Genomic DNA, 25,948 nt, shown 5'->3' with positions numbered 1-25,948 from the left:
GATGGACATATGGGGCGAATAAGAAAGCGATATTCGTTTGATTTAATAAGTCTTCCACTTCCCGTGGTTGGAAGTCCAAAGCGATGCCAAGCTCTTCGAGTACATCCGCGCTGCCCGTTCTGCTCGAAATGCTGCGGTTCCCGTGCTTGGCGATTTTCAGTCCTGCTCCCGCCAAGACAAAGGCAGAAGAGGTGCTGATATTAAAACTTTGGGAACCATCGCCTCCAGTTCCGCAATTATCGAATACATGGGGGGAGGTAACAGGAATCTGTGTAGCATTTTCACGTAACACTTCAACAAGTGCAGCTATTTCTTCGGTAGTTTCGCCTTTTTTTGATAGGGCACTTAAAAAATTCGCGATATCCACGCCTGCAATATCTTCTGAAAACATAGCGTTCGTTGCTACTCTCATCTCACTGTACGTCAGTGAAGTTCCACTACGTACACTCTCTGTAAATCTTCTCATCTCAATCTCTCCTCTGACTAAATCTCTACTGGCCGAGCTATATCTGTTAAAAAGGCTTGAAGGATTTTATCCCCATCACGCGTTCCAATTGATTCTGGATGGAACTGCAAGCCATAAAGCGGGTAATCCAAATGTTGAATTGCCATAATACTTTGATCGTCCATCGAAATGGCTGTTGTTTTAAAACATGAAGGCAAATCCTCCAAGACGAGCGAATGGTAGCGCATGACGGGTAAGGGTTGCGGCAGGTAGGCAAACATGCCTGCATGTGAATGCCGAATGGCGGATACTTTTCCATGCATGACCAGTGTTGCCCGTTTGATTTTGCCACCAAATGCCACTCCAAGAAGTTGGTGACCCAAGCACACCCCGAGCATTGGGATGGTTTGATGGAATTCATTGATGATTGATAAAGAGTGCACCTTGTCATTTGGTGACCCAGGACCAGGTGATAGCACGATTGCTTTTGGGTTCAACTGACGGATTTCATCTATCGAAATTTCATCATATCTGACAACTTTTACTTCTTCACCGAGCATTGATAGGCTTTGATACAAGTTGTACGTAAACGAATCGTAGTGGTCTAGCAGCAAAATCATGACAGCACCTCCAATAACGACTTCGCTTTGTGCAACGTCTCTTCGAATTCTGCTAGTGGATTGGAATCATAGACAATGCCTGCACCTGCCTGGACATAAGCGGTTTGATTTTTGATGACCAATGTTCGAATGGCTAACGCGATATCGATATTGCCATTAAAACCGATGTAACCAACTGCTCCTGCATACACACCTCGTTTTACATTTTCCAACTCTTGAATGATTTGCATGGCACGAATTTTCGGTGCGCCTGATACCGTTCCTGCAGGTAAACAAGCGACTAGTGCATCAAGAGGATGCTGATCATTACGCAACGTGCCAGCCACTTCGGAAACGATGTGCATGACGTGCTGGTATTTTTCAATGTTCATGTATTTCGTTAGATGGACGCTGCCTACTTCGGTAATACGACCCAAATCATTCCTTCCCAAGTCCACCAGCATCCGGTGTTCGGCAAGTTCTTTCGGATCGGCGAGCAATTCTTTTTCAAGTTGTGCATCTTCTTCCGATGTGTGACCTCGTCGTCTAGTTCCAGCAATCGGATTTGTCGTCACCCGATTACCTTGAATGCTCATCAAACTTTCTGGAGATGCACCGAGCACTACATGTTCATCAAAATCTACGTAAAACATATAGGGGGAAGGATTGTCTTTCCTTAATTTCCGGTAAAGCATGAAAGGGTCACCTGTATACGTTGCCTGCAATCGTTGAGATAACACAATTTGAAAAATTTCTCCTGCCCGGATACATTCTTTTGCGCGCACTACTTTATCAATAAACGCTTGTTTGCTCACATTGGATATGAAGGGAAGGGTAGATTGYACATATTCTTCTTCACATTCCTTCACTGCCAGTTGGCGTACAACCTCATCGATAAGAGAAGGGGTTGTTCCGTTATGCWAAATGGTGACATCTTGTTTTTGATGGTCATATACAACAACGGTTTCATAAACGAGCAAATGGATATCGGGCATATCACGTTCGTCAGGGAGGGCTGGCCCAATGTCTTCATAGTGTGCGATGACGTCATAGCCAATGTAGCCAACTGCACCACCATTGAAAGGGAATTCCAGATCATCGTCAACAATGGGAAGTAACGTTTTCAATAATTCGATAGGCTTTCCGCAGTGCACAGTGATTTCACCTGTTAGAAGTGAATGCTCTATCAAATCGTTGGCTGAACCACGAAATTCTTTCACTGGATTTGCGCCGATGAAGGAATAGCGACCCGACGCTTCTTGTTTCAAAGAACTTTCCAGCAGGAATTTCCGCGTTCCCTGTAACCTTTTGAAAATAGCGATGGGCGATAAAGTGTCCCCGTTGATGGTAATTCGTGCTGTTTTTACTGAATGTGTTTGCATGTAAATCTCTCCTCTGCTCAGCTCATTTGCACCCGGAAAACAAAAAAAATCCCCTGTACATGAACAGAAGAGTTCATGTACAGAGGACGGAATGACCGTGGTGCCACCTCAAATTAAAAGCCAATAACGGCTTTCGCTTTAGGACCTGTAACGTAGATCACACGTTTTCCCGTACTGACATTCTGGGAAACTCTCCAAAGACCATTCACACCAAGTTGCCTATCAGCTTCCACCAGTCGCTGACTCTCTATGAAGACGCACTTGTGCTACTATTCTTTGTCATCGATTTTTCTCAACTCAACTCATCTCAACTCTTGGTGTTCTCACCGGCGATGTCGCTCCCGACACCTTCTGCCTAAATCCCGAACAAAAAAGTTGTTCCTATCGTAGTACGCATGAAAGAAGATGTCAACTGAAATCTTTTTGTAGAAAAAATTGAGGGCAGATGTGTGTCGGTGTCTATGCCATTTTATCCGTGGGGACTAGCAAATTAATTGGGGTCCCTTCGGATATATTTTGTGGTCTTCAAGTATTTTGTCGGAAGTGGAATTTCTCTCCGTCAAAACATTTCGGGAAACGAAAAAAAACCTCAAACTATATTGAAATATTCTAAAAAATTTGATATCTTTTAATAATAACAATCAGTGAAAATTCATAATAATAAAAATATGAGTCAATGGCATGAGGGGGACATCAAGAATATGAAATTTTTTATCTCGATCGATATGGAAGGGATTACAGGTTTACCTGATCACACTTTCGTAGATTCGAAGAAACACAACTATGAACGCGCCCGTCGTATCATGACAAACGAAGCAAATGCCATTATTGAAGGCTTACTGAAAAAAGGGGCTACCGATATTTTGGTGAACGATAGCCATTCACAAATGAACAACTTACTTGTTGAAGATTTGCATCCCGAAGCCATGCTGATCACGGGTGGTGTGAAACCTTACTCAATGGTACAGGCACTCGATGAAACTTATGATGGTGCGATTTTCGCAGGCTATCATTCACGTGCAGGTCTACCAGGTGTAATGAGTCACTCGATGATTTTTGGAGTGCGAAACATGTTCATCAATGACGTGGAAATTGGAGAGCTTGGGTTCAATGCATATGTGGCGGGTCATTTTGGTGTACCGGTCATCATGGTTGCTGGAGATGACGGAGCATGTCGTGAAGCAGCGGCACTCATTCCAAACATCACAACAGTTGCAGTAAAAGAGTCAATCACTCGCCAAGCGGTCAAAACGATGCATCCGGAAAAATCACATGCACTATTGACTGAACAAATCCAAAAAGCAGTGGACAATCGTCATTTGGTTAAACCACTTACCCCACCAAAAACCCCAACGCTACGAATTGAATTTACCAACTATGGTCAAGCCGAATGGGCAGCCATTATGCCTGGCTGTGAAATAGAACCAGGAACAACGATTGTGAAATTTGAAGCAAAAGATATTTTGGAAGCGTATCGAGCAATGTTAGTTCAAGTGGAACTGGCGATGCAAACGACGTTCTGTTAAGGGGGACTTAATATGTTCTCATATACCATCAAACGTTTCTTAATGATGATCATGACCATTCTGATCATTGCGACACTGACATTTATCTTGATGCACTCAATTCCAGGATCGCCGTTCAATGAAGAACGTACGACAAATGAAACGATTCAAGCCAATTTAGAGCGCTTTTACAAGCTGGATGAACCACTTCCGGTCCAATATTTGTACTACCTAAAATCCATTGTCACGTTGGATTTTGGACCTTCAATCAAAAAACCGAATGAAACGGTTAATGAACTGCTCTCTCGTGGCTTCCCGATATCCTTTGAGCTCGGGATGGTAACCATTTTGGTAGCAGTAATTTCGGGTGTTTTACTCGGAACCTTTGCAGCACTGCGTCATAACGGGATTATTGATTACTTTGCAATGACATTTGCGGTAATCGGAATTTCCGTACCAAGCTTCGTACTGGCTACATTGCTTATTCAAAAACTGGCAGTAGATTATAATATTTTCCCACCAGCCACCTGGTCGAGCCCGATGCATATGGTACTTCCAGTGCTCGCTCTTGCTACGGGTCCAATGGCCATCATTGCACGTTTAACGCGTTCGTCGATGCTTGAAGTATTGACGCAGGATTACATAAAAATGGCGAGAGCAAAAGGATTGTCACCGTTTCGTATCGTTGCACGACATGCGTTACGCAATGCCTTAATGCCAGTTGTCACAATTATGGGGACGATGCTTGCTGGGATTCTGACAGGAACGTTCGTCATCGAGAAAATATTTGCAATTCCCGGGATGGGAAAATACTTCGTTGAGAGTATCAACAACCGGGATTATCCGGTCATTATGGGAACGACCGTATTCTACAGCACGATTCTCGTAGTTATGTTATTCATTGTCGATTTGGTTTATGGATTCCTAGATCCACGTATTAAATTGCATAAGAAAGAGGGGGATGCGTGATGACTATCAACCACGAATCGACACCCGTATCACCCAACCAAGTACCTGATGAATGGTTCCGTAAGAAAGATAGAGATTTAGTCGAAGCGGAAGCCGTTGTTCGACCTTCATTATCCTATTGGAAAGATGCATGGCGTCGACTTCGCACAAATAAGCTTGCAATGACGGGTTTAATTTTCTTAGTTCTTTTGACGTTACTTGCGATTTTTGGTCCGATTTTCTCTCCGCATCCCGTGGATGGCATGGATTTGCCGAACCAAAACAAAGCACCTTCAAGTGAACACTGGTTTGGGACGGATGAAATGGGACGCGATGTATTTACACGTACCTGGTATGGCGCTCGTATTTCATTGTTTGTGGGACTTGCCGCAGCATTGATTGACTTCTTTATCGGTGTGATTTATGGCGGTTTCAGTGGCTACAAAGGCGGACGTACGGATGCCATAATGATGCGTATCATTGAAGTCCTGTATGGCTTGCCGCATTTATTAGTTGTTATTTTATTATTGGTTGTTATGGGTCCAAGTTTGACGACAATTATTGTCGCTCTGACCGTTACCGGATGGGTCGGAATGGCCCGAATTGTAAGGGGACAAGTACTGCAAATCAAAAACTATGAATTCGTGACAGCGTCCAAATCATTTGGAGCAAAAACACCACGAATCATTCGACGAAACTTATTGCCGAACACCATGGGTCCAATCATTGTCCAAATGACCTTGACGGTTCCGAGTGCAATTTTCGCGGAAGCCTTCCTGAGTTTCCTTGGACTCGGTATTCAAGCCCCATTTGCAAGTTGGGGTGTTATGGCAAATGATGCCTTGCCAGTTATCCTATCAGGTCACTGGTGGAGACTATTCTTCCCGGCATTCTTCATTTCATTAACCATGTTTGCATTTAACGTCCTTGGTGACGGACTACAAGACGCACTTGATCCGAAGTTAAGGGGGTGACACATATGAACGAACAGCAACTAGAAAACGCCCGGGAATTGGCGAGAGAAAGACGCGCGGAAGTCGGTCGTACTCAACAAGCGGTTGTGACGGCGCACACGCAAAAAATGAAACGTAAAAAAGTCATAACCGACGACATCATTTTGTCCGTAGACAATTTACATGTGTCATTCAAAACATATGGTGGAAATGTACATGCCGTCCGTGGTGTGTCCTTTGCTCTCCAAAAAGGAGAGACGCTTGCAATTGTAGGCGAATCGGGTTGCGGAAAATCCGTGACATCCAATGCCATTATGGGGCTTATTCCACAGCCACCGGGGCGTATTTCAGATGGCAAAGTGATGTTCAAAGATGTCAATCTTACGAATATGACGAAAAAAGAACTTCGCAAAATACAGGGTGTCGACATCTCAATGATTTTCCAAGATCCGATGACGGCGCTCAATCCGACACTTACCATTGGCGAGCAGTTGATGGAGGGTGTGCTCACACATACCAAAGCAAGCAAGGCGGAAGCGAAAGAAAAAGCGCTAGCCATGCTTCGCTTAGTGGGTATCCCAAATCCGCAAGAACGTTTAAAACAGTATCCTCACCAGTTTTCAGGCGGAATGCGTCAACGGATTGTTATTGCCATTGCGCTCATTTGCGAACCGGAGTTATTAATCGCGGATGAACCGACAACTGCACTAGATGTAACGATTCAAGCGCAAATCCTCGAATTGTTTGAAGAAATTCAAGCAAAAACAGGAGTATCGATTGTTCTGATCACTCATGACCTGGGAGTTGTAGCAAAAATCGCAGATCGTATTGCGGTGATGTATGCTGGCAAAATCATTGAACTCGGTACGAAGCGTGAGATTTTCTATACGCCACAGCATCCGTATACGCAAGGCTTGCTCAATTCGGTTCCGCGTCTCGACTTGATTGCTGAAGAACTGCAGCCAATTGAAGGGACACCACCTGATTTATTTGCGCCGCCTAAAGGGTGTGCATTTACAGCGAGATGTCCATTTGCAATGGAAGTTTGTGAACACGTACATCCAGACACAACGGTTAAAACAGCTACTCATCGCGTCGATTGTTGGTTACAGGACGAACGTGCACAAGCGTTTATGGAAACAGCTCAAAAATAGGATGAACGCACTTAGGTGCATAATCATAAAGCATGAACACAATTCCAAGGGGGAAAACACACATGAAGAAATGGCTCTTGTTTTTACTGACAGCCGTATTCGCACTTGTACTATCAGCATGTACAGCGAATAATGATGCAGGCGAAAAGCCAGCTGACAAAGGCGAAGACGACAAAGAAACAGAAACAGCTGAAGAAAAAGTGCTTTACTTGAACAACGGCACCGAGCCAACATCATTCGATCCATCGGTCGGCTTTGATGCTGTTTCTTGGAATGCATTGAACAACTTGATGGAAGGGTTAACTCGTTTAGGCGAAGACCATCAGCCAGAAGAAGCAACGGCTGAAAAAATTGAAGTATCTGAAGATGGTTTGACATATACATTCCACATTCGTGAAGATGCAAAATGGTCTAATGGAGACGCAGTTACTGCTAAAGACTTCGTATATGGCTGGACACGCATGTTGGATCCGAACACAGCTTCACCAGCGGCTTTCCTTGGTTACTTCATCGAAGGTGCAGAAGCATTCAACACAGGTGAAGGTAAGATTGAAGACGTAGCAATGAAGGCATTGGATGAAAAAACATTTGAAGTAAAATTAACTGCACCAACTGATGCATTTTTGAATATCATTACAAACCCAAGCTTTTTCCCAATCAATGAAAAAGTGGCAACAGAAAACGCACAATGGTTCACTGAATCAGAATCATTCGTAGGAAACGGTCCATTCCAATTAGCATCATGGGAACATGATGTGAAAATGGTATTTGAGAAAAACCCAGAGTATTGGGATGCTAAAACTGTGAAGCTAGATAAAGTAGAGTGGGCAATGGTCAACGACTCCAATACAGAGTACCAAATGTACCAAGCGAATGAACTAGATGTATCTGACGTTCCATCTGAATTGGCTGCTGATTTAATGGACAGCGAAGAAGTATCAATTCAAGACCAGGCAGGTACTTATTTCTATCGTTTCAACACAACAATGGAGCCTTTCACGAACGAAAAAATTCGTAAAGCTTTCGCAACAGCAGTCAACCAAGAAGAGATTGTTGAATTCGTAACGAAAAACGGTGAAAAACCAGCGCATGGTTTCGTTTCTTACGGCTTCCAAGGTCCGGACGGTTCTGAATTCCGTGACACGGTTGGCAATTTAGTAGAATTCAACGCTGAAGAAGCGAAGAAATTGTTAGAAGAAGGTATGAAAGAAGAAGGCTACGATAAATTACCGACTGTTACTTTAACGTACTCAACTTCAGATACACATCAAAACATTGCGGTTGCTTTGCAAGCGCAGTTTAAAGAAGTTTTAGGCGTGGACGTGGAATTAGCGAATGTAGAAGGAAGTGTATTCTCTTCTGAACAAAAAGAATTGAAATACCAATTGTCCCGTTCTTCATTCTTACACGACTATGCAGATCCAGTGAACGCGATTGAAAGCTTCGTTACAGGTTCATCAATGAACCGTACTGGTTGGGCAAATGCAGAATTCGATAAACTGATTGCCGATGCAAAAACAGAAACAGATGCAGAAGCTCGCTGGCAGTTATTGATGAATGCTGAGAAAGTATTAATGAAAGAAATGCCGATTTTCCCAATCCACTTCTATAACCAAGTGGCATTGCAAAAACCAAGCGTTTCTGGAATTGTGCGTCACCCAGTAGGTTACCTAGACCTTAAATGGGTAGACAAAAAAGCGGAATAATATAGAAAAGCGGAGCAGGCCATGATAGACCGACTCCGACGTTGGAACTGTCGAATCGAAAACCTGTTTTCGAATGAGACAGTGAAACGGAGGTGCGGTCTGGCCTGCGGAGCTAGACACAACTGATTTCGAAAGAAATAAATACCCATAAATTTATACTTTTAAGACATAAAAACAAGAAGTTGCGGCGTCTCAATCTGGCGCTGCACCCTTCTGTTTTCAAAAGAAGTTATACTTAGGCGAATAACTTTTTTTGAAAATAGAAGAGAGGAGCAATATACGCATGCGCATACGACCAACACGATTACAAAAAGGGGATACGATTGGCATTATAGCCCCGTCAAGTCCTCCCAACTTAGAAAGCTTGCAACGCTCGCTCACATTTTTAGAACAACTGGGATTAAACGTCAAAATGGGCAAACATGTAGAGAACGTTCACGGCTATTTGGCTGGTACCGATGATGAACGTCTGGAAGATTTACAAGCTATGCTTGCTGATCCAAGCATAAAAGGGATCATTTGTGCAGGAGGAGGATACGGGGCAGGGCGTTACGCTGACCGAATTGACTTTCAATTAATGGCGGAACAACCGAAAATCTTATGGGGTTATAGCGATATCACTTTCCTCCATACAACAATCGGCCAATTCGCCAATGTGGTGACATTCCATGGACCGATGCTTGCATCTGATGTAGGGAAAGATACGTTCCATGATTTGTCCGCACGTATGTTCAATCAGCTGTTCGAACCAATCGAACTGCATTATACCGAAGATATTTCTCCATTGACCACATTAGGTTGTGGGAATGCACAAGGGGAACTTGTCGGTGGGAATCTTTCATTGCTAGTGAGTGCACTGGGCTCTAAATATGAAATCGATACTCGTGGCAAGTTACTGTTGATTGAAGACGTGGATGAAGAACCATATAAAGTAGACAGCATGTTGAATCAATTACGATTGGCTGGGAAACTTCAAGATGCAGTTGGCATCGTAGTTGGGGATTTTGCCCGAGCAGTACCTAAAAAACGAAAAACGACATTGACACTTGGTGAAGTATTGGAACATTACTTGGGTGATTTAGGAAAACCAGTCGTATCTGGTTTTAAAATCGGTCATTGTGAACCACACTTTGCCGTTCCACTAGGAGTGGAAGCAAGACTCGATGGCGATGCCAAAACATTGACCATCTTACCAGGAGTTAAATAATCGGGAGGGGAAACTACCATGATTCTACATTCAATTGAAGCCTTTTCGGTTGCAGTACCGCTCACAAAACCGTTTAAAACCGCACTTCGTACCGTGACGATTGCTGAATCCATATTTGTGAAAATTACAACTGAAGATGGAAATGTCGGTTGGGGGGAAGCACCCCCTACCCACGTCATCACAGGTGATTCGCTTGGGAGTATTCAGTTTGCTATCGATCATGTGATAGGCCCCCAACTGATTGGACTTGATTTACATCATTCGGAGCGGGTATTCCAAAAATTGCATCGCTCCATGGTAGGGAATTCAAGTGCTAAAGCAGCACTTGATATGGCCCTTCATGATTTGCTTGGCCAACTTGCAGGGCTTCCGCTTGTCACATTGCTTGGTGGATACCGAGATACACTCGAAACGGATTTCACGGTCAGTGTCAATGATGCGGAAGAAATGGCTGAAGACGCAGCTCGTTATGTAAAAAAAGGATTTAATGTATTGAAGATAAAAGTAGGCATCGATGATATCGAGAAAGACGTTGAACGAATTCGTGCGATCCGTGAAAAAATCGGTTATGAAACGAAGCTTAGACTGGACGCTAATCAAGGCTGGGAAGCGAAAGAAGCGGTCCGAGCAATTGGGCAGATGGAAGATGCCGGGCTTGAAATCGAACTCATCGAGCAGCCCGTGAAAGCGAATGATATCGAAGGTTTTCAGTATGTGACCTTGCATACACATACGCCAATTATGGCGGATGAAAGTATTTTCACACCGAAAGACGCAATACGCGTTCTTCAGCTTAGAGCAGCGGATTTAATCAATATCAAACTGATGAAAGCTGGTGGCATTTATCAAGCGTTGAAAATCAATGCCTTAGCTGAAAGTTATGGAGTGGAATGCATGACTGGGAGCATGATCGAGACGAAACTCGGAATTTCCGCAGCGGCTCATTTTGCTGCAAGCCAGCCAAACGTGACCCGCTTTGATTTTGATGCGCCGTTGATGCTTGCAGAAGATATCGTCGAAGGTGGCATTGTTTATGACGGCCGACATATTCGTTTCTCTCGAGAGTCAGGGCTCGGAATACATACAGATTTAATGAATAAACGATTTCATCGTAAAGGGTAAGGGGGATTTTCATTTGCTAGTTCAATCATCCACGACTTGGGCTTGTTCGGTAGCGGTGGCGACAGTATGGACTTCGCCTGAGTCTGCACGTACTCAAGACACCCACGGGCTTGAAAACCCAGTCCGTTTCACAAAATGGCAGGAAGCAATGAAGTATGAGGATTTGCTTGATTTGTGCAACGGTAACCGCGTGCAAACACAAGTACTTTACGGGGAACCTGTATTGATTGAAGAAATCGTTGGTGACTGGGCAAAAGTAATCTGCACATGGCAACCTTCCAAAAAGGACGGCCGTGGCTATCCGGGATGGATACCCGTTGCTCAATTAAAAGAAATGGAACGCATCTCAGATTTCGGCTTTGCCAAAGTGACACAGCCCAGAGCGCAACTTTGGACGAAAGATTTAAAGCCTTTGCTGGTGGTTCCTTTCAACACGATTCTTCCTATACTCGATAATAATGAACAATTTACTTTAGTTTCAACACCTCATGGTGAAGCCCTTATTTCAAGCGAAGAAATCGAGCATGGGCCAGGAATTGAAGCTTTCATTGAACGTTCAGGGGATGACGTAGTGGCGAGTGCCATGCGATTTTTGGAGCTTCCATACTTCTGGGGCGGAATGTCTTCGTACGGCTACGATTGTTCAGGGTTTAGCTACAATATGTTGAAAGCGCATGGTTATTTCATCCCTCGGGATGCGGATGATCAAGCAAGAAATGGTGAAGAAGTGGATATGGTCAACATGACTCAGTGGGAGATTGGCGATTTATTGTTCTTTGCGAACGTAGGGTCAAGCAATGTTCGGCACGTCGGCATTTACACAGGCAACGGGCAAATGATTCATTCGCCTTCAACTGGACAACACATTGAAGTAATAGAACTTGAAGGAACAAAGTTCGTAAAAGAATTGTGCGCCGTAAGACGCTACGCAAGAGCTGAGGGGGAAGCGTCATGACTGGTCAAGTATTGCTTGAAGTAAAAGATCTGAAACGCCATTTTGATATCGGCAAGAATCAAACATTAAAAGCTGTGGACGGAATCAGTTTTGAAATTTACCAAGGAGAAACATTCGGACTTGTTGGTGAATCAGGCTGTGGCAAATCAACTGCAGGACGGACGATTATGGGTTTATATAATCAGACGGAAGGGGAAGTAACGTACGGTGGGAAAAATGTACATACGATGGGCGAAAACGATCGCTATGCATTTTTGCGCAACATGCAAATGATTTTCCAAGATCCGTATGCATCACTTAATCCTCGTTCAACTGTTTTTGAAATCATTGCAGAACCGATGGAAGTCCATGGGTTACATAAGAGAAAAGAAGATATGCAACGACGGGTTTATCAGTTATTGGAGGATGTTGGACTCAATCGCGACCACGCCAACCGTTATCCGCATGAATTCTCGGGAGGACAACGTCAACGAATCGGCATCGCGCGTGCGCTGGCACTTGATCCAGACTTCATCATTGCCGACGAACCAATTTCGGCACTCGATGTATCTGTACAAGCCCAAGTCGTTAAGCTACTGCAAAAACTGCAAAGCGAAAAAGGCTTAACGTACTTGTTCATTGCGCATGACTTGTCGATGGTCAAATACATCTCGGACCGTATTGGTGTAATGTACTTGGGACATATGGTTGAATTGACGACGAGTGAACAACTGTATGCAAATCCACTTCATCCATATACGCAAGCGTTGTTATCCGCTATTCCGATTCCAGATCCGGACATTGAAGAATCACGCGAACGTATTTTGCTCGAAGGGGAATTGCCGAGTCCAATCAATCCACCTTCAGGCTGTGTGTTCAGAACGCGTTGCCCGATGGCGATGGAAGTCTGTGCGAATGTTAAACCCGCTTGGCAAGAACAGGAACCAGGCCATTTTGTGGCATGTCACTTGTATGAGTAACTGCGATTGTATAAAGCTTGAAACTTTTCATTCGCAGTAGTGTTTTGTATGATGAGACTATCCAGCAATGAAGGGGAGAACATCATGACAAATACAGTACCCATGAGCCAGTCGCGAACAATCCAAACACATTTGGTTTTACCGCCCGATACGAATCACCACGAAACGATTTTCGGGGGTAGAGTTTTATCTTTTATAGATGAAATAGGTGCTATTACTGCAATGAAACATTGCAATAAGCCTGTTGTCACGGCTTCAATCGATTCAGTAGATTTTCTATCATCTGCTCGAGTTGGGGATGTGTTGGAGATGGAAGCAATCGTGAGCTCAACTGGCCGCACTTCCATGGAAGTGTATGTACGTGTGCAATCGATGAACTTGTTGACGGGAGAAACAAAGTTAACGACGGAGTCATTCTTGACGTTTGTAGCGGTAGAAAATGGAATTCCAATGCCTGTCCCAGGAATACTGCCTGAAACTGAAAACGAACACCGCCTATTTGAATCAGGTCCTGCAAGAAGAGAACATCGGAAACAACGAATTCAAATGAAATTATAGAAAGAAAGCGGTGGCTTACAGTTACGGTTTCTCTTCAGAGGTGCAAAACTCAAAATCGAGCCTCAAACAAAGCAAAAAAGCACCGCATTTTGCGGTGCTTTTTTATGGTTAATATCGAACACCAAAACACCAGCTAAGAGGCTGAGTTTTAGCACTAAATATTTATAAGTCTTGTTCAACTAAAGCACAAGTTAGTTGAACAAGGGATCTAATTTTCCACCTGTAGGCTAATGAAATACATAAGCCAACAGGTGTTTCTTTTTGCTATTTAGCCTGCATCTTTAACAAGGTTCTTACTACAAGCTCTTCGTCAAAAGTAGCGATCAGGCCTTCAATCTCTTCTTTGGTGTAAGAATCATAGGATTTTTGCGTTTTTTGATTGAAACTTTGAGCAATTATACTGAAAAGCTGATCATCCACTGCAATTGTGGATATGGCAACATTGTATAATTTATCTTCATCGGCGGCAAACTGCCAACTTCCCGATGTTTCAATGTTTTTATTGCCTTCCTCGAATGAAAGTCCTTCAGAAGAGAGAACTTGAAGAAAATAGTTCTTATTGTCTTTCTGAATAACTAGATGATTGGAGGAGAATTCATAATTACTGTCTGCCATCTCTGTCTCGGAATTTAAGGATTCAGGATTAATTAAAGTGTATAGTTCTGCTGCTTCCACTAGTTTGAACGACTGATCTTTAAAAGTGGACTGAATGGCACTGATTTCTTCTAGGGTCATTTCTTTGTATCTTACTTTTTTATCTTGGGTGGAAGGTGTTGATGTTGCCTGGTCATTGGTCTCAAATTTAATATCGTGATTATTATTTACGAACGCCTGTACAATTTCAATGGCTGATTTTAAAGGCTTGCTGTCTGTATACTCAGGTGTATCTTCAATTGTATGGATTTTATCGTAGCGTTCCTGGGAAATATTGATGGCTTGATAATTGGCTCTTAGAAAGGACACATGGTCACTAGTCAGGGTAGCAAATTCCTCAAGAATAATAGTACTCTCGGTGTCTTGATAGAGAGCGATATTTTCCAGCTCTTCACTTAGTAGACTACTACCTATAGTTTCTCCGACAAAGCTGATTTTCCCACCATCTTTAATGCCAATGCAATCCAAATTAATATTTATGATGGAATCATAGTCAGGTGCGATGGCTTCCACTAGAGATGAACTTCCTATCAAGTTGYTTTCTTCTGCGTTAAAGGCAGCAAAAATAATATCAGAAGAAAAAGATTTTTCTTTTGAGTCTTCCTTCAACATGGAGGCTAGATTCATTAATCCTGTAAGTCCGGTTGCATTATCTACACTTCCCTGGAAAGTTAACTCCCCAGTTGTTCCTACATGGTCAAAGTGAGCGGAGATAACAATTGCTTGTTTGCCGACTTTTTTACCATCTCCAGGAATTTTACCTACTACGTTATGAGCAGTTATTTGAGTAGATGGTGCGTTGAAATAAATTAATTGAACTTTGTCGACTTCTTTTTCATTTGTTTGTAAATATGTATAAAAGGACTCCGATATTTGAAACACTGAACCCTTTGCGCCATAACTAAATATTGTTTTCTTGAAAGTTTCTGTTTTAACAAACTGTGCTCTTACATCTTCCATCGGAGTAATTATCTCTTCTGTTACGAGTATATTTTGGTTGCTTACTTCTTCGCTTATTTCTTTGTCACCATCGACAATGCGTATAGGCAGTTCTACACTAATACCACTAGAAATCTTGTGCATCCAATCCGTTCCATAACTAAACTCCTTCGTCTGCCCATCCTTTAGGTGGACAACCAAGGTTGTCTGTGCTTCATTCGGATCATTAAAAACCATGGAAAACGGCATAAAATAGTCTTTTGATGATAGTGGCTCTAAGTCGATTTTTTTAAATTGCTTCGATATCTCATTTCTTGCATTAATATTTCCTTGAGTGCCGGTTTGTCTCCCCTTAAACTTCTCCGAGGACCAATAAGCAATCTCTTCGTCTAGTTTTTCTTCTGATAGTACAGCTAAAGGTTCATCCTTGCATCCACTCAATAATACTAGGATGGAGACGAGGATTAGCGGTAAAATACCTTTCGCATATTTCATGTGTTTAACCTCCTTATTTACTATACAATTAATAAAAACTCTAAATATTCACTTATTTATTATACCAACAATATCCATTTTTACCTGCAAAATATAAAGTTTACTGCTAATTAGAAATTGATGTAGATTGAAGGCACTGCAATTTGCACATCAATTAGCGGAGTAATTACAACTTTTAATGTCGCACAAGCAAGGATAATGATATAACAATAAACAAAGGACCAACAATCCAATTGCGGGTGAAATTTAATGAAAAACGAGAGAGTACAATTTCGACTAGCAAGCCGCAGAGCGAGAAGCGTGAGACCCACAAGTATACGGCTTTCATACTTGACGTGTTTAAGTAAAGAAGGAATAAATGTGATTCTTATGGAATTTATAGGTAAAATATGCATTAACATCATTCAGTTTTGAAGGGGGAATTACAGGATGAAGATGCGAAAAGAAGTAACACCTAAATTCTTAATAATAAAGTGCGTGGCGTACAGTCTATTTGTCATTAGCCAATGCTTACAAGTCATGTACACACCATCTACAGTTGTAAAAGTAGTCAACTTGATCGCTATCGTCTTTCTGTCTGGAGTAATCGGAGCATTTATCCGAGAGATCTTCATTTTGAAAAAGAAGCGATTGTTAGAAGAGATGAATAACGACGAATCACCACAACTGGGAGGGAAATAAATGGTCACATTAAAACCTATGAGACAAGAGGATTTTCAGCAATACCTTGAAATTGCAGTAGAGGACTATGCTAAAGACAAAGTAGCTTCAGGGAATTGGAGCGAAGCGGAAGCATCCGAGCTTTCCAAAAATGAATTTAACCGTCTGTTGCCTGATGGTGAAAAATCGAAAGGGAATTACATATTTTCTATCTTCCATGATCAACAAATAGTCGGAATGATATGGTTGGCACAAAAATCTCCTGAAAAAGCAGATGAAGGTTATATTTATGATTTTAGTATTTTAGATGAATATCAAGGAAAAGGATATGGCAAGGAAGCAATGAGAGAAATTGAAACAATAGCGAAAGAACTAGGAATGTGCAAAATTGGCCTTCATGTTTTTGGTCACAACCAGGTCGCGCGGGGCTTATACGAGAAGATGGGCTACGAAATCACCAATATAGTCATGGCGAAGTCAATATAAAAATCCTTTTAATACTATAAGCGAAAAAGTCCTAGAATCAAGACAGGTGTACAAGGGGGCAATGCTCTATCCTAGCTATTTGGTGCTCTATAAATAGTTCCTTACACAATAAGTTTGGTTCCTACATTCTTCTATAAGAATAAAGATAGCCTGACCACTTCACTTCTTCCACATAATCAGGCAAGCTAAACTGAAGTGGTCAGGATAGTAAAAAAGGGAATTAAAAAATACGGAGGTCTAATGATGGATATTAAAATAGATGATTTATCGGGCTCTGAAATTACTAAATTGATAAACGAGCATCATGGTATGACACTGCATTCACCACCAGAAAGTATACATGCTCTCAATCTTGAGCAGTTGCAACAACAAGATATTACATTTTGGAGTGCATGGGAAGGAAACGAATTGGTTGGATGTGGGGCACTTAAAGAAATTGATGGTCAGCATGGAGAGATCAAATCAATGCGAACCTCTTCATTCCATCTTCGCAAGGGGGTTGCAAAACGACTACTTCATCACATAATTGAAGAAGCCACACGACGTGGCTATCGGAAGTTAAGTTTGGAAACGGGATCAATGGATTCTTTCGATCCGGCAAGAAGACTTTATGCAAGGTTTGGGTTCAACTATTGTGACCCGTTTTCCGATTACAAGGAGGACCCAAATAGCGTATTTATGGAAAAGAGTTTATAAATTAGCTCGTACCTATCTATAGCGATTCTTCAATAAAAGAAGGATAGTTCGACTTATCAAATAACCGGGGAAATTAAGGTGAATCACCTAAGTGATTCACCTGTGAGATAAATTAATCCCAAATACGGGCGTTCGGTGGGAAGATGTTATTTTAGTGAAAATATTAGAGCACAGTCAGCATATTTACTACTTTATTGAACCATTAAAGGTCCCTTCGCTTCTTCTGCATGGGACATGTCGCCAATCATAGTCAATTCGCGTCTATCAGTATCGATTTCTAACACTGTCAGACTCGTTCCGTAAATGAAAGGTGGATCCCACAATAAATCAAGATCAGCTCGACTGAAGTGATTAATCAAGCATTTCTTAACGACGCCATGCGTGACAATTAGGACGTGACCATTCGGGTGAGCTGCAGCAATTTCTTCCACTGCACGTAATACACGTTCTTTCAACATGTGAAAACTTTCCCCGGAAGTCGATTCATATTGGCTCGGGCGTTCATAATAGGTTTTGACTTGCTCCGCATATTCACGGTCAATATCCGAAGATAGCATTCCTTGCCATTCACCCACATGGATTTCACGTAAATCTTCTTTTTGAATAAGAGGAATGTTACGTTCCCCAATAATGAGTTGAGCTGTATGAACCGTACGTCCACTTGTACTACTGTATACAGCGTCGAGTGGAACATCATTAAGACGCGTCCCTAGTTGAGAAGCGGCTGCCATTCCTATGTTAGTTAAAGGTGAGTCTGCCCAGCCTTGCATGCGCGATTGAACGTTCCATTCTGTTTGTCCATGGCGTGTAATATATAGGGTTAGCATCCAATTCCTCATTTCTTTTAATCGAATATATCTCTTATTTTACCAAATGTGAAACTTTTTATCAGATTTTGCGTAGTACATATAAAGGAGCGAAACATACATGCTAGCAATCTTCGATAAATACCAAAACATCATTATCAGCATTATCTTAGTTTTCTACATCGTTAATTCCATCTACATAGGTTCTGATGGATTATCCTTCATGTTGTTCATACTGGTAATCCTCATGCAAATCATCCGTTTGAGAAAATATATTAAGCAATTGTCCTTTGTACAATTACTCGCACTCTTCGGTATATTGGCGGGTTCTATTGTTGCACTAGTACTGATTTTCATGAGTTTGAATCATTTAATCGGTGCAGGTATTCTGTCATTTCCTGACTGGATGATCATGGTCCTTCAAATTACCTTGATTATTTTGTTTATTTTAACTGTGAGTGCAATCATGCGTAATTTATATCAACGTCTTACTCAATCAAAAGTATAGAAAAAAGGATGCCTTTCTCAGAGGGCATCCTTTTCTTTTAGCTTAATAAATTTGATAAAATTATTTTTTAATAAATAATACTCTTTAATTACAATTTAGTGAAATTCAGAAACAAGCAAACCATATAAGTACATGTCATGACGCTTCCCGTTACGTTGTAAAAACTCTCGGAACGTTCCTTCGGGCTTAAAACCAAGAGATTCATAAAGTTTGATGGCACCTACGTTATAGCCGAATACCGTCAGCTGCAAACGATGAAGATTCAGTTCATTGAAACCATAATTCATCAACAATTGCATGGCTTCTTTCCCAAATCCTTTGCCGTGAAATTCTGGCCCAAGAGCTATGGACAGCCAGCCTACACGATGCGACCATAAAATATCTTCGATGGCACAAACACCTAAAAATTGCTCCGAATCAATCGGTCGAATGGCAAAGCGAAAACTACGATCAGAATGGTCCATTAACTGTTCTGCATTTTTTTCTGATTCTTCACGAATGGGAAAGGCATTATAAAAACGTCCAAAAGATTCCAAGCCATTCCACAGTCGATACGTTGGCAAATCTTCTTTTCTCATTGCAGTCAAACGAATTTTAGAGCCAATAAACATCGAATATTCTCCTTGTCATAAGTTTTTCTTATTGTACTTCATTATATCATCGTCATTTTCTTAATTCGAGACACGAAGTACAATACAGTTAATAAGAAAGACAGGTGATTAAGTTGGATTATTTTCTATTGTATTTTATAGGGGTAACCGCAACGACAATCGGCACATTGGCAGGTGGCGGGGGCCTTATCAGTTTGCCAACGATGTTGTTGCTCGGCATGCCGATTCATTCAGCTATTGGGGCAAATAAAGTATCCAACACGGTAAGTTCATTCTCAAGTTTCTTTACATTGTATAAACGTAAACAAATCTCGTTGAAGGATTCTCTTTGGCTAATCCCAATCAGTTTGGGTGGAGGCGTGACCGGGGGATTTATTGCTTCACAGCTATCCGCAAACTATTTGTATGTATTGGCGATTTTTCTTCTGGTATTTGCATTTGTTACTTCATTTATTGGCAAAGGTAATTTCACAGGCGAAGAACCATTGAAATTAACAAAGGTCAGTGGACCAGGGCTGTTTGGTATTGGAATTTATGACGGGCTTTTTGGTCCGGGACAAGGCACGTTAATGCTATATTTGTTCAGCTACTTGAACATTGCGTATGTGAAATCAGTGGGATTGGTCAGGCTGGCTACTTTTTCAAGCTGTTTCGGCGCAGCAATCAGTTATATTACATCTGGAGCTATTATTTGGCCACTGACCCTTGCTTTGATGGCGGGGTCTATTACCGGAGCTCAGCTTGGAGTCCGTATCGCAGAGAAAATAAAACCTCAATACGTAAAGCCTATCTTACGTGTCGTGACTGCTTTACTCATTTTGCAATTGGTTGTTGAAAACATCCTATAGTATCATTGAAAACTTTCTTTCAAACCGACATACTGATAAAAAGGAGTGATGACATGAACAAGCAAGATATTCAAGAGAATTGGGTAAAAAATGTGGATCCACAAGAGCAAATAGAGAGCTCACATGAGCATTATGATGAAGAAAAATTTTGGAATAAAATTGTGAAGTATGGCAAAAAAGCAGGAGAAAAAACAGTGTACACAAGCTTATTGCTTTATTTCACAGCTCAAAATCCAGCGGTGCCGAAATCTGCTAAGCTGACCATTGCGGGAGCACTTGGCTACCTAATCTTCCCGGCAGACGTACTTCCAGATTTCATTCCAGTTGTCGGTTTGGTAGATGATGCAAGTGTAATTGCTTATGCTTTATATCAAGTGATTTCCCATATAGATGAACCAACGAAACAACAGGCATACGAGAAAATGAAATCCTGGTTTGGAACAACTGACAATAGTATAGAAGACCTTATGTTGCCTAAAAAATAAAAAGAGCGGACCGTTGACGGTTCGCTCTTTTACAATTCGTCTAACATATGTCCAAACTCTTGTAACAATGTACGTCCACTAGAATTACTGCCCTCAGTTAAACCGACAAACAACCCCACTTGGCCTTTGTACATAAATAAGCCCACATCATGCTCGACATCATCCAATTCGCCTGTTTTGTTGAAGAAAACAAATTGATCGCTTTTGACACCAGCTGGAACTTTATTCTGAAATTGCTGCTTTTCAAGGATTTGAAGCATGTCGTGAAAAGCGTGTGAGCTGACCATATGTCTTAAGCAGGCCACCATATCGCGACCACATGTGACATTGTCCCGGCCCTCCGAAATAGCAACCAGATCTCGCATTTCCCGACCCAATACGGTTTTTGTCATTCCGAGATGTTGTATATAAGAATTGAGCCGTTTCAACCCGTAGCGTCTGATTAGTATGTTAGTTGCCGTATTATCCGAAACCACCATCATGAGAGCAAGTAAATCACGAACTGTAAAGAATCTTGGTTGTGTAACAAGTGTTTGCAATACGCCTGATCCATCCACGATGGCTTCTGGGGATACTTCCATCTCTTCATTTGAATCCTTTGCATGGTGCAAACCATATAAGAAAATAGGAAGCTTTATGACGCTTGCTGATTTGAATATTTCATCAATATTTTTCGAATAACGAACGACTCCAACTGGATACTCCATATGTAAACAATATTTCTCGGGAAATAATGTTAACCCCATCTGAACCTCTCCTTTTTACTAGTTTAATTCAAAAACTTTACCAAATAAATCCTTAAAATGAAATAAAAATGAAACTAAGAGTCATGTGTTTCGTATATATAAATATGGACGTAGATTGGATTGAACTTTTTAACTAGTCATTTCGTCTTAGTAAGTATGAAGGATGTCTCATATTAAGGAAGGTGAAAAGCGTGGAACAACAACCAATCGTTGAATTAAAGAACTTGTCAAAAACCATTGGCAAAAAGAAAATTATCGATAATTTGAACCTGCAATTATTCCCTGGTCAAATTACGGGTTTTCTGGGGCCGAATGGTGCTGGTAAAACAACGACGATTCGCATGATGGCCGGTTTAATGAGGCCGACAAGCGGAGAAGTAGTAGTGGAAGGTCAAACACTGACAGACCACTTCGAAGAAACAATGAGCAAAGTAGGGGTAATCGTCGAAAATCCGGAAATGTACAAGTACATGTCGGGGTGGAAAAACTTACTGCATTTCGCACGCATGAACAAAACCATTTCAAAAGAACGCATCGCTGAAGTCGTCGATCAAGTAGGCATGCAAAATCGTATTCATGAAAGGGTTTCTACTTATTCGCTGGGTATGCGTCAGCGTCTAGGCCTTGCACAAGCATTGCTGCATCGTCCGAAGTTTTTGATTTTGGATGAACCAACCAATGGTCTGGATCCTGCCGGAATACGTGAATTTCGTACATACTTGCGTAAAATCGCTGTTGAAGATGGCGTGTCAGTATTCGTATCGAGTCACTTGCTTTCAGAAATTGAACTGATGTGTGACCGAATCGCAATTATTCAAAACGGACAACTTATTAATATCCGTGAAATTAATCAAGAAGAAGAAGCTCATTATTACATTGAGGCGCAACCGGCTGACCAGGCAAGTGAACTATTATCAACACAAGGATTAACTCTTGAAGTTAGTGGGGCTGGCTTCATTGTCAAAGTTGAACAGGACCAGATCCCTTCCATCATTCAGGCGATGGTCACGGCAAATCTTCAAGTGTTCGCTGTGCAACCGTTCCGTAAAACATTGGAAGATCAATTCCTCGAAATGACTGGAGGTGGCCAAATTGCTGAATCTCATAAGAAATGAATGGATGAAACTGTGGCATAAAAAAGCCACTTGGATAATGGCTGGGTTATTGGTCCTCATATTAATCGGGATTACAGGCATCTTTAATTGGGCGATTGACCACACGGTACAACAGCCAGACCAACCCACTTGGGAAAAAGATGCTGCTGTAAATCAAGAAAATTTAACAGCTGAACTGGCAAATCCAAATCTTGATGCAGAGACTAAAAAACAGTTAAAAGAAGAACTGGCCATCACTGAATACCGCTTAGCGGAAAACGTGGCACCATTCAGTCCGAGTGATAGACAACAAAATATGATTGATTCCCATCAGTTGCTTTCTTTGGTACTTATGTTTTCAGTCATTGCAGCAGCCAGTATCGTTGCATCCGAATTTTCTCAAGGAACAATCAAAATGTTGTTAAGCAGACCTGTGAAACGGTGGAAAATCCTAACGTCCAAATACATCACATCATTGCTTTATGCATTATTATTATCCATCATTGCCTTAATTGCGAACGTAGTTGCTGGGTATATATTCTTTGATGCTGGAAGCGGTGCGATGTTGGATGTTCGTGGCGGGGAAGTAGTTGAAGTATCTTACTGGGGACGGGTTTTAACCTTATATGGCTTACAATATATCGGAATCATGGTATTCACTACATTTGCATTTATGATTGGAAGTGTTTTCCGTACAAGTTCACTTGCCATCGGATTATCGATCTTTCTGTTGTTTATGGGTCCAAATATTGTCTTTTTCTTACGTAAATACGAAATTACGAAATACATTATGTTTACGCATACTGACTTAACTGGTTACATCACAGGAAATATGTTCATTTCAGGCATCACCTGGCCATTGTCAGCCGCCGTGTTGACTGTATATGTCGTATTGTTCTTATTCATCAGCTATTGGTCGTTTACAAAGAGAGACGTTACAGCTTAATTATGGTAGAGTCGTTCCTTTTCGGAGGAGCGACTTTTTTAATCATTCGCCTAATTGTCAGTTCGAATCATTGAAAGCTCTGGTGAATTTACGTAAGATGAAAAGCAGTGTGTGGGAAAGGAGGAGTTCGTGTGAAACGATTATGGACAGTATTGAATATTGTGTTGTGGCTCGTCATCGGCGGACTCTTCTTTGTTTGGGTCCACCATGAACTAGAATTTAGAGAAGAACGAGAGGAACGCCCTTTACMGGAAGGCTTGCATCCCATCGTGGCAGAAAAGAGCAATCAATTGATCGATAAAGCCGAGGAAATCGGCATTCCTATATTAATCAGTGATAGCTTCCGTTCCGTCGAATCCCAAGATGTCCTTTATGAAAAAGGACGCTCGATTGAAGGTGACATCGTCACGTATGCACGCGGCGGTGAAAGCTATCATAACTACGGGCTCGCCATCGATTTCGTCCTGCAAAACAGTGACGGGACGATTAGTTACGATTTACAGCGTGATTTGAATGGCAACGGGGAAGCGGACTGGTACGAAGTTGCAAGCATTGGCAAAGACTTAGGCTTTGAATGGGGCGGAGACTGGCCTGGCTTCAAAGACTATCCGCACTTAGAATATACATTCGACTTATCAATCAACGAATTGAAAAATGGCTGGCGACCAGAGGATAAGGTGGAAAAATGAAATAGAACCTTAAAGCCCTCCTCAATAGTCTTGAGGAGGGTTTTAAGGTTCTATAAAACAGCCAAAATTACTTTACTATTTCGACAACCTCCTAATAATTCCCACCTACTCCAATTTCCTTGATAAAAAGAGTTGAAAATCAAAAAAATGATTTTCAACTCTTTTTTAGGCAGTCTTTAAGTTAATTTATCCTCATTTTCAGCAAACCATTTTATTGCTTTCTGTTCCATTTCTTTGACGAATAAATTTTTTGCCGGACTATATTCGCTGGTATTCTCAAACTGTTGAGCTAACTCTTCTTTAAAGTGACTATATCTAACCACTTCTTCTGGATGAGAACGCAGATAGTCGCGGAAAACTAAGTGGCGAGATATTTGTGGATTGTCGTATTGATAGAAATGAATATGATGAGTTCTGTTTTCTCCGCCTTTTCGGAATAACCTTCTTCCATCAATACCGTATTCTCCGACCACATCGTATCCTAGAGAATCCATTTTCTCATTAAAGGAATCAATTTGATGAATGTCTTTTACGATACACATCATATCGATTACTGGTTTTGCTTTTAGACCATAAACAGAAGTACTGCCGAAATGTTCAAATTTAATGATTTCAACCCCGAAAATTTCACTTAAAATATGAACTTCTTTTTGAAACATAAATGCCCAGTTTTCACTGAAGTCAGTAAGTCGAACTTTCATTTATTTCCCCTCCGCACAGCTCGATTTAATAGATTCCTGAAAAGGTTTACTCAAAAACACTCAAATCCACCCGTCCATCATTTAAGAACGCAACGTCTTCACCCTGAAGTAACATACGTTGCAACTCTTTCGATTCTTCATTGGGCACAGCAATTTCACCACGTGCATTGACTACGCGGTGCCATGGCAAGCCATGTTTTTCACTCATCGTATGTAAAATCCGAACCACTTGTCTTGCTGCGCGGGGGCTTCCTGCCATGCGCGCGACTTGTCCGTAGGTAACGACGTATCCCTCTGGTATTTCTTTTAATATCCGAACTACTTCTGCCGTGAATGGTTGCAAGATGCTGTTACCTCCTTTGACATTTCCGCTCTACCCTAACTACTTTCATTGTAATCAAACCTCGTTCATCATGTCGACTGAATATGGTATATTACGGGTAACTAAGTATTTAATGTAAAGTTGGGGGTAGCTGCTATGTCAAAAATGACTGCTGAGGAAGTATTAAAAGCTATGGAAGAAATGGATAATGGGGAACGAATTAAACTATTATCAGTATTAGCTGTAAAACATTTTGGAAGGAAACCACCTACAATAGAGGAAATAGCTAGACTAAACTATATAGCCTTTTATGGTGACGAAGATGAGGATATAGACAGTTAACGTCACAGGGCTTTATATCTTGAGGACTTTGAGGGCAAATAAAAAAGAGGCTATTAGCAGTAATTAGCCATACCTAGATACATATGTGATTCAACAGCCAATCGGTAGAAAAGAATTTTACAAGAAATAATGGCTTATTCAAATTTGAAAGGAGGTATAAAGTGCTAAATTGCTTCCAACGTGTTTTAAGATTTAAAGAGTTAGAGGTATGGGATATGACACTCGATAAAGATATCTACAGAATAATATTAGTCGATGAAAATAGAGCAACTACTCAGCAAGATTACCCTTCTCCATACCCGGATATTGAAGAAGATTTTAGAGAAAACCTAATAACGGTACGAGTATTTTCCAAAAATAATATTAAAGATGAACATATTGAACCCTTGGACCAATTTGCTAAACAATTAACAGATCATCTTGCACT

Annotated in this window: 30 protein-coding genes and 1 other annotated feature; of the genes, 21 read left to right on the top strand and 9 right to left on the bottom strand. The window is 41.4% G+C overall.

Annotated features, from left to right (window positions below):
• The 3 genes from AC1DSB_RS02515 to trpE all read right to left on the bottom strand — a co-directional run.
• A partial coding sequence (locus AC1DSB_RS02515) for an anthranilate phosphoribosyltransferase (protein WP_477585682.1) occupies positions 1-466 on the bottom strand: 466 nt, incomplete at its 3' end.
• 17 nt (positions 467-483) lie between these two features.
• Positions 484-1,065: an anthranilate synthase component II gene (locus AC1DSB_RS02510; RefSeq protein WP_477531286.1), complete on the bottom strand. Its 582-nt coding sequence runs from the start codon at positions 1,063-1,065 to the stop codon at positions 484-486.
• Entirely contained in the window at positions 1,062-2,426 is a 1,365-nt protein-coding gene (trpE, locus tag AC1DSB_RS02505) for an anthranilate synthase component I (protein ID WP_477585680.1), read from the bottom strand. The genes AC1DSB_RS02510 and trpE overlap by 4 nt, the downstream gene beginning before the upstream one ends.
• 79 nt (positions 2,427-2,505) lie before the next feature.
• Positions 2,506-2,718, bottom strand: a binding site (T-box leader).
• Between the two features lie 409 nt (positions 2,719-3,127).
• On the opposite strand from trpE, the gene AC1DSB_RS02500 reads away from it, so the two are divergent.
• The 10 genes from AC1DSB_RS02500 (at position 3,128) to AC1DSB_RS02455 (ending at position 13,493) form a co-directional block, all read left to right on the top strand.
• Positions 3,128-3,952, top strand: coding sequence for a M55 family metallopeptidase (locus tag AC1DSB_RS02500; RefSeq protein ID WP_477531284.1), 825 nt, complete (start codon positions 3,128-3,130; stop codon positions 3,950-3,952).
• Positions 3,953-3,964: 12 nt separating this feature from the next.
• Positions 3,965-4,900 (top strand): ABC transporter permease, encoded by a 936-nt coding sequence (locus tag AC1DSB_RS02495; RefSeq protein WP_477531283.1) that lies wholly within the window; start codon positions 3,965-3,967, stop codon positions 4,898-4,900.
• A complete protein-coding gene (locus tag AC1DSB_RS02490) occupies positions 4,900-5,853 on the top strand; it encodes an ABC transporter permease (RefSeq protein WP_477531282.1) in 954 nt (317 codons plus the stop codon). Before AC1DSB_RS02495 ends, AC1DSB_RS02490 begins: the two co-directional genes overlap by 1 nt.
• Positions 5,854-5,960: 107 nt before the next feature.
• Positions 5,961-6,986 (top strand): ABC transporter ATP-binding protein, encoded by a 1,026-nt coding sequence (locus AC1DSB_RS02485; RefSeq protein ID WP_477531302.1) that lies wholly within the window; start codon positions 5,961-5,963, stop codon positions 6,984-6,986.
• Positions 6,987-7,048: 62 nt separating this feature from the next.
• Positions 7,049-8,692 (top strand): peptide ABC transporter substrate-binding protein, encoded by a 1,644-nt coding sequence (locus AC1DSB_RS02480; protein ID WP_477531281.1) that lies wholly within the window; start codon positions 7,049-7,051, stop codon positions 8,690-8,692.
• Between the two features lie 283 nt (positions 8,693-8,975).
• Positions 8,976-9,899, top strand: a complete 924-nt coding sequence (locus AC1DSB_RS02475) for a S66 peptidase family protein (protein ID WP_477531280.1) — start codon at positions 8,976-8,978, stop codon at positions 9,897-9,899.
• Between the two features lie 18 nt (positions 9,900-9,917).
• On the top strand, positions 9,918-11,021 hold the full coding sequence (locus AC1DSB_RS02470; protein ID WP_477531279.1) for a mandelate racemase/muconate lactonizing enzyme family protein: 1,104 nt from the start codon (positions 9,918-9,920) through the stop codon (positions 11,019-11,021).
• A 13-nt stretch (positions 11,022-11,034) separates the two neighbouring features.
• Complete coding sequence (locus tag AC1DSB_RS02465) at positions 11,035-11,976, top strand: C40 family peptidase (protein WP_477531278.1); 942 nt, start codon at positions 11,035-11,037, stop codon at positions 11,974-11,976.
• Positions 11,973-12,935, top strand: coding sequence for an ABC transporter ATP-binding protein (locus tag AC1DSB_RS02460; protein ID WP_477531277.1), 963 nt, complete (start codon positions 11,973-11,975; stop codon positions 12,933-12,935). The genes AC1DSB_RS02465 and AC1DSB_RS02460 overlap by 4 nt, the downstream gene beginning before the upstream one ends.
• An 84-nt stretch (positions 12,936-13,019) precedes the next feature.
• Complete coding sequence (locus AC1DSB_RS02455) at positions 13,020-13,493, top strand: acyl-CoA thioesterase (RefSeq protein WP_477531276.1); 474 nt, start codon at positions 13,020-13,022, stop codon at positions 13,491-13,493.
• Between the two features lie 264 nt (positions 13,494-13,757).
• Here the strand turns inward: AC1DSB_RS02455 and AC1DSB_RS02450 are convergent, their stop codons facing one another.
• On the bottom strand, positions 13,758-15,581 hold the full coding sequence (locus AC1DSB_RS02450) for a M28 family metallopeptidase (protein ID WP_477585678.1): 1,824 nt from the start codon (positions 15,579-15,581) through the stop codon (positions 13,758-13,760).
• A gap of 429 nt (positions 15,582-16,010) precedes the next feature.
• Between AC1DSB_RS02450 and AC1DSB_RS02445 the strand changes: the two genes are divergently transcribed.
• From AC1DSB_RS02445 to AC1DSB_RS02435, 3 genes are all read left to right on the top strand, one after another.
• Entirely contained in the window at positions 16,011-16,262 is a 252-nt protein-coding gene (locus tag AC1DSB_RS02445; RefSeq protein ID WP_477531274.1) for a hypothetical protein, read from the top strand.
• Entirely contained in the window at positions 16,263-16,727 is a 465-nt protein-coding gene (locus tag AC1DSB_RS02440; protein ID WP_477531273.1) for a GNAT family N-acetyltransferase, read from the top strand.
• Between the two features lie 243 nt (positions 16,728-16,970).
• Positions 16,971-17,423, top strand: a complete 453-nt coding sequence (locus AC1DSB_RS02435) for a GNAT family N-acetyltransferase (RefSeq protein ID WP_477531272.1) — start codon at positions 16,971-16,973, stop codon at positions 17,421-17,423.
• Between the two features lie 191 nt (positions 17,424-17,614).
• Here the strand turns inward: AC1DSB_RS02435 and AC1DSB_RS02430 are convergent, their stop codons facing one another.
• On the bottom strand, positions 17,615-18,250 hold the full coding sequence (locus tag AC1DSB_RS02430) for a histidine phosphatase family protein (protein ID WP_477531271.1): 636 nt from the start codon (positions 18,248-18,250) through the stop codon (positions 17,615-17,617).
• Between the two features lie 100 nt (positions 18,251-18,350).
• On the opposite strand from AC1DSB_RS02430, the gene AC1DSB_RS02425 reads away from it, so the two are divergent.
• The gene (locus tag AC1DSB_RS02425) at positions 18,351-18,737 is read left to right on the top strand and encodes a hypothetical protein (RefSeq protein ID WP_477531270.1); all 387 of its coding nucleotides are present in this window, start codon (positions 18,351-18,353) and stop codon (positions 18,735-18,737) included.
• Between the two features lie 95 nt (positions 18,738-18,832).
• Here the strand turns inward: AC1DSB_RS02425 and AC1DSB_RS02420 are convergent, their stop codons facing one another.
• Positions 18,833-19,348, bottom strand: a complete 516-nt coding sequence (locus AC1DSB_RS02420) for a GNAT family N-acetyltransferase (RefSeq protein WP_016428746.1) — start codon at positions 19,346-19,348, stop codon at positions 18,833-18,835.
• A 113-nt stretch (positions 19,349-19,461) separates the two neighbouring features.
• Here AC1DSB_RS02420 and AC1DSB_RS02415 point away from each other — a divergent pair, with 113 nt between their 5' ends.
• Positions 19,462-20,196, top strand: a complete 735-nt coding sequence (locus AC1DSB_RS02415) for a sulfite exporter TauE/SafE family protein (protein WP_477531269.1) — start codon at positions 19,462-19,464, stop codon at positions 20,194-20,196.
• A 53-nt stretch (positions 20,197-20,249) separates the two neighbouring features.
• Positions 20,250-20,681: a YkvA family protein gene (locus AC1DSB_RS02410; RefSeq protein WP_016428744.1), complete on the top strand. Its 432-nt coding sequence runs from the start codon at positions 20,250-20,252 to the stop codon at positions 20,679-20,681.
• 29 nt (positions 20,682-20,710) lie between these two features.
• Here the strand turns inward: AC1DSB_RS02410 and AC1DSB_RS02405 are convergent, their stop codons facing one another.
• Complete coding sequence (locus tag AC1DSB_RS02405; protein ID WP_477531268.1) at positions 20,711-21,427, bottom strand: serine hydrolase; 717 nt, start codon at positions 21,425-21,427, stop codon at positions 20,711-20,713.
• A gap of 191 nt (positions 21,428-21,618) precedes the next feature.
• Between AC1DSB_RS02405 and AC1DSB_RS02400 the strand changes: the two genes are divergently transcribed.
• The 3 genes from AC1DSB_RS02400 (at position 21,619) to AC1DSB_RS02390 (ending at position 24,156) form a co-directional block, all read left to right on the top strand.
• Positions 21,619-22,542 (top strand): ABC transporter ATP-binding protein, encoded by a 924-nt coding sequence (locus AC1DSB_RS02400; RefSeq protein WP_477531267.1) that lies wholly within the window; start codon positions 21,619-21,621, stop codon positions 22,540-22,542.
• Entirely contained in the window at positions 22,520-23,467 is a 948-nt protein-coding gene (locus AC1DSB_RS02395) for an ABC transporter permease (RefSeq protein ID WP_477531266.1), read from the top strand. Before AC1DSB_RS02400 ends, AC1DSB_RS02395 begins: the two co-directional genes overlap by 23 nt.
• Positions 23,468-23,598: 131 nt before the next feature.
• Entirely contained in the window at positions 23,599-24,156 is a 558-nt protein-coding gene (locus AC1DSB_RS02390; RefSeq protein ID WP_477585675.1) for a M15 family metallopeptidase, read from the top strand.
• A 176-nt stretch (positions 24,157-24,332) separates the two neighbouring features.
• Here AC1DSB_RS02390 and AC1DSB_RS02385 read toward each other — a convergent pair whose 3' ends face one another.
• Both AC1DSB_RS02385 and AC1DSB_RS02380 read right to left on the bottom strand, forming a co-directional pair.
• Positions 24,333-24,857 (bottom strand): GrpB family protein, encoded by a 525-nt coding sequence (locus AC1DSB_RS02385; protein WP_477531264.1) that lies wholly within the window; start codon positions 24,855-24,857, stop codon positions 24,333-24,335.
• A gap of 46 nt (positions 24,858-24,903) precedes the next feature.
• Positions 24,904-25,200, bottom strand: a complete 297-nt coding sequence (locus tag AC1DSB_RS02380) for an MGMT family protein (protein ID WP_477531263.1) — start codon at positions 25,198-25,200, stop codon at positions 24,904-24,906.
• Positions 25,201-25,335: 135 nt separating this feature from the next.
• Between AC1DSB_RS02380 and AC1DSB_RS02375 the strand changes: the two genes are divergently transcribed.
• Positions 25,336-25,521 carry a hypothetical protein gene (locus tag AC1DSB_RS02375; protein WP_477531262.1) on the top strand — a complete coding sequence of 62 codons (186 nt, stop codon included), beginning with the start codon at positions 25,336-25,338 and terminating at the stop codon, positions 25,519-25,521.
• Positions 25,522-25,682: 161 nt separating this feature from the next.
• A partial coding sequence (locus tag AC1DSB_RS02370; RefSeq protein ID WP_477585673.1) for a hypothetical protein occupies positions 25,683-25,948 on the top strand: 266 nt, incomplete at its 3' end.

This window comes from Paenisporosarcina sp. P4_E4_2 (assembly GCF_056401595.1).
The sequence above is the reverse complement of the archived record's forward strand: the minus strand, read 5'-3'. Positions and strand labels throughout refer to the sequence as shown.

Excerpts from the sequence above, each read along its gene's own strand:
- AC1DSB_RS02410 (WP_016428744.1), top strand. The coding sequence starts at position 20,250 with ATGAACAAGCAAGATATTCAAGAGAATTGGGTAAAAAATGTGGATCCA.
- AC1DSB_RS02460 (WP_477531277.1), top strand. The coding sequence starts at position 11,973 with ATGACTGGTCAAGTATTGCTTGAAGTAAAAGATCTGAAACGCCATTTT.
- AC1DSB_RS02430 (WP_477531271.1), bottom strand. The coding sequence starts at position 18,250 with ATGCTAACCCTATATATTACACGCCATGGACAAACAGAATGGAACGTT.
- AC1DSB_RS02375 (WP_477531262.1), top strand. The coding sequence starts at position 25,336 with ATGTCAAAAATGACTGCTGAGGAAGTATTAAAAGCTATGGAAGAAATG.
- AC1DSB_RS02420 (WP_016428746.1), bottom strand. The coding sequence starts at position 19,348 with ATGTTTATTGGCTCTAAAATTCGTTTGACTGCAATGAGAAAAGAAGAT.
- AC1DSB_RS02475 (WP_477531280.1), top strand. The coding sequence starts at position 8,976 with ATGCGCATACGACCAACACGATTACAAAAAGGGGATACGATTGGCATT.
- AC1DSB_RS02425 (WP_477531270.1), top strand. The coding sequence starts at position 18,351 with ATGCTAGCAATCTTCGATAAATACCAAAACATCATTATCAGCATTATC.
- AC1DSB_RS02455 (WP_477531276.1), top strand. The coding sequence starts at position 13,020 with ATGACAAATACAGTACCCATGAGCCAGTCGCGAACAATCCAAACACAT.
- AC1DSB_RS02490 (WP_477531282.1), top strand. The coding sequence starts at position 4,900 with ATGACTATCAACCACGAATCGACACCCGTATCACCCAACCAAGTACCT.
- AC1DSB_RS02445 (WP_477531274.1), top strand. The coding sequence starts at position 16,011 with ATGAAGATGCGAAAAGAAGTAACACCTAAATTCTTAATAATAAAGTGC.
- AC1DSB_RS02510 (WP_477531286.1), bottom strand. The coding sequence starts at position 1,065 with ATGATTTTGCTGCTAGACCACTACGATTCGTTTACGTACAACTTGTAT.
- AC1DSB_RS02385 (WP_477531264.1), bottom strand. The coding sequence starts at position 24,857 with ATGAAAGTTCGACTTACTGACTTCAGTGAAAACTGGGCATTTATGTTT.
- AC1DSB_RS02470 (WP_477531279.1), top strand. The coding sequence starts at position 9,918 with ATGATTCTACATTCAATTGAAGCCTTTTCGGTTGCAGTACCGCTCACA.
- AC1DSB_RS02480 (WP_477531281.1), top strand. The coding sequence starts at position 7,049 with ATGAAGAAATGGCTCTTGTTTTTACTGACAGCCGTATTCGCACTTGTA.
- AC1DSB_RS02485 (WP_477531302.1), top strand. The coding sequence starts at position 5,961 with ATGAAACGTAAAAAAGTCATAACCGACGACATCATTTTGTCCGTAGAC.
- AC1DSB_RS02500 (WP_477531284.1), top strand. The coding sequence starts at position 3,128 with ATGAAATTTTTTATCTCGATCGATATGGAAGGGATTACAGGTTTACCT.
- AC1DSB_RS02495 (WP_477531283.1), top strand. The coding sequence starts at position 3,965 with ATGTTCTCATATACCATCAAACGTTTCTTAATGATGATCATGACCATT.
- AC1DSB_RS02435 (WP_477531272.1), top strand. The coding sequence starts at position 16,971 with ATGGATATTAAAATAGATGATTTATCGGGCTCTGAAATTACTAAATTG.
- AC1DSB_RS02440 (WP_477531273.1), top strand. The coding sequence starts at position 16,263 with ATGGTCACATTAAAACCTATGAGACAAGAGGATTTTCAGCAATACCTT.
- AC1DSB_RS02405 (WP_477531268.1), bottom strand. The coding sequence starts at position 21,427 with ATGGGGTTAACATTATTTCCCGAGAAATATTGTTTACATATGGAGTAT.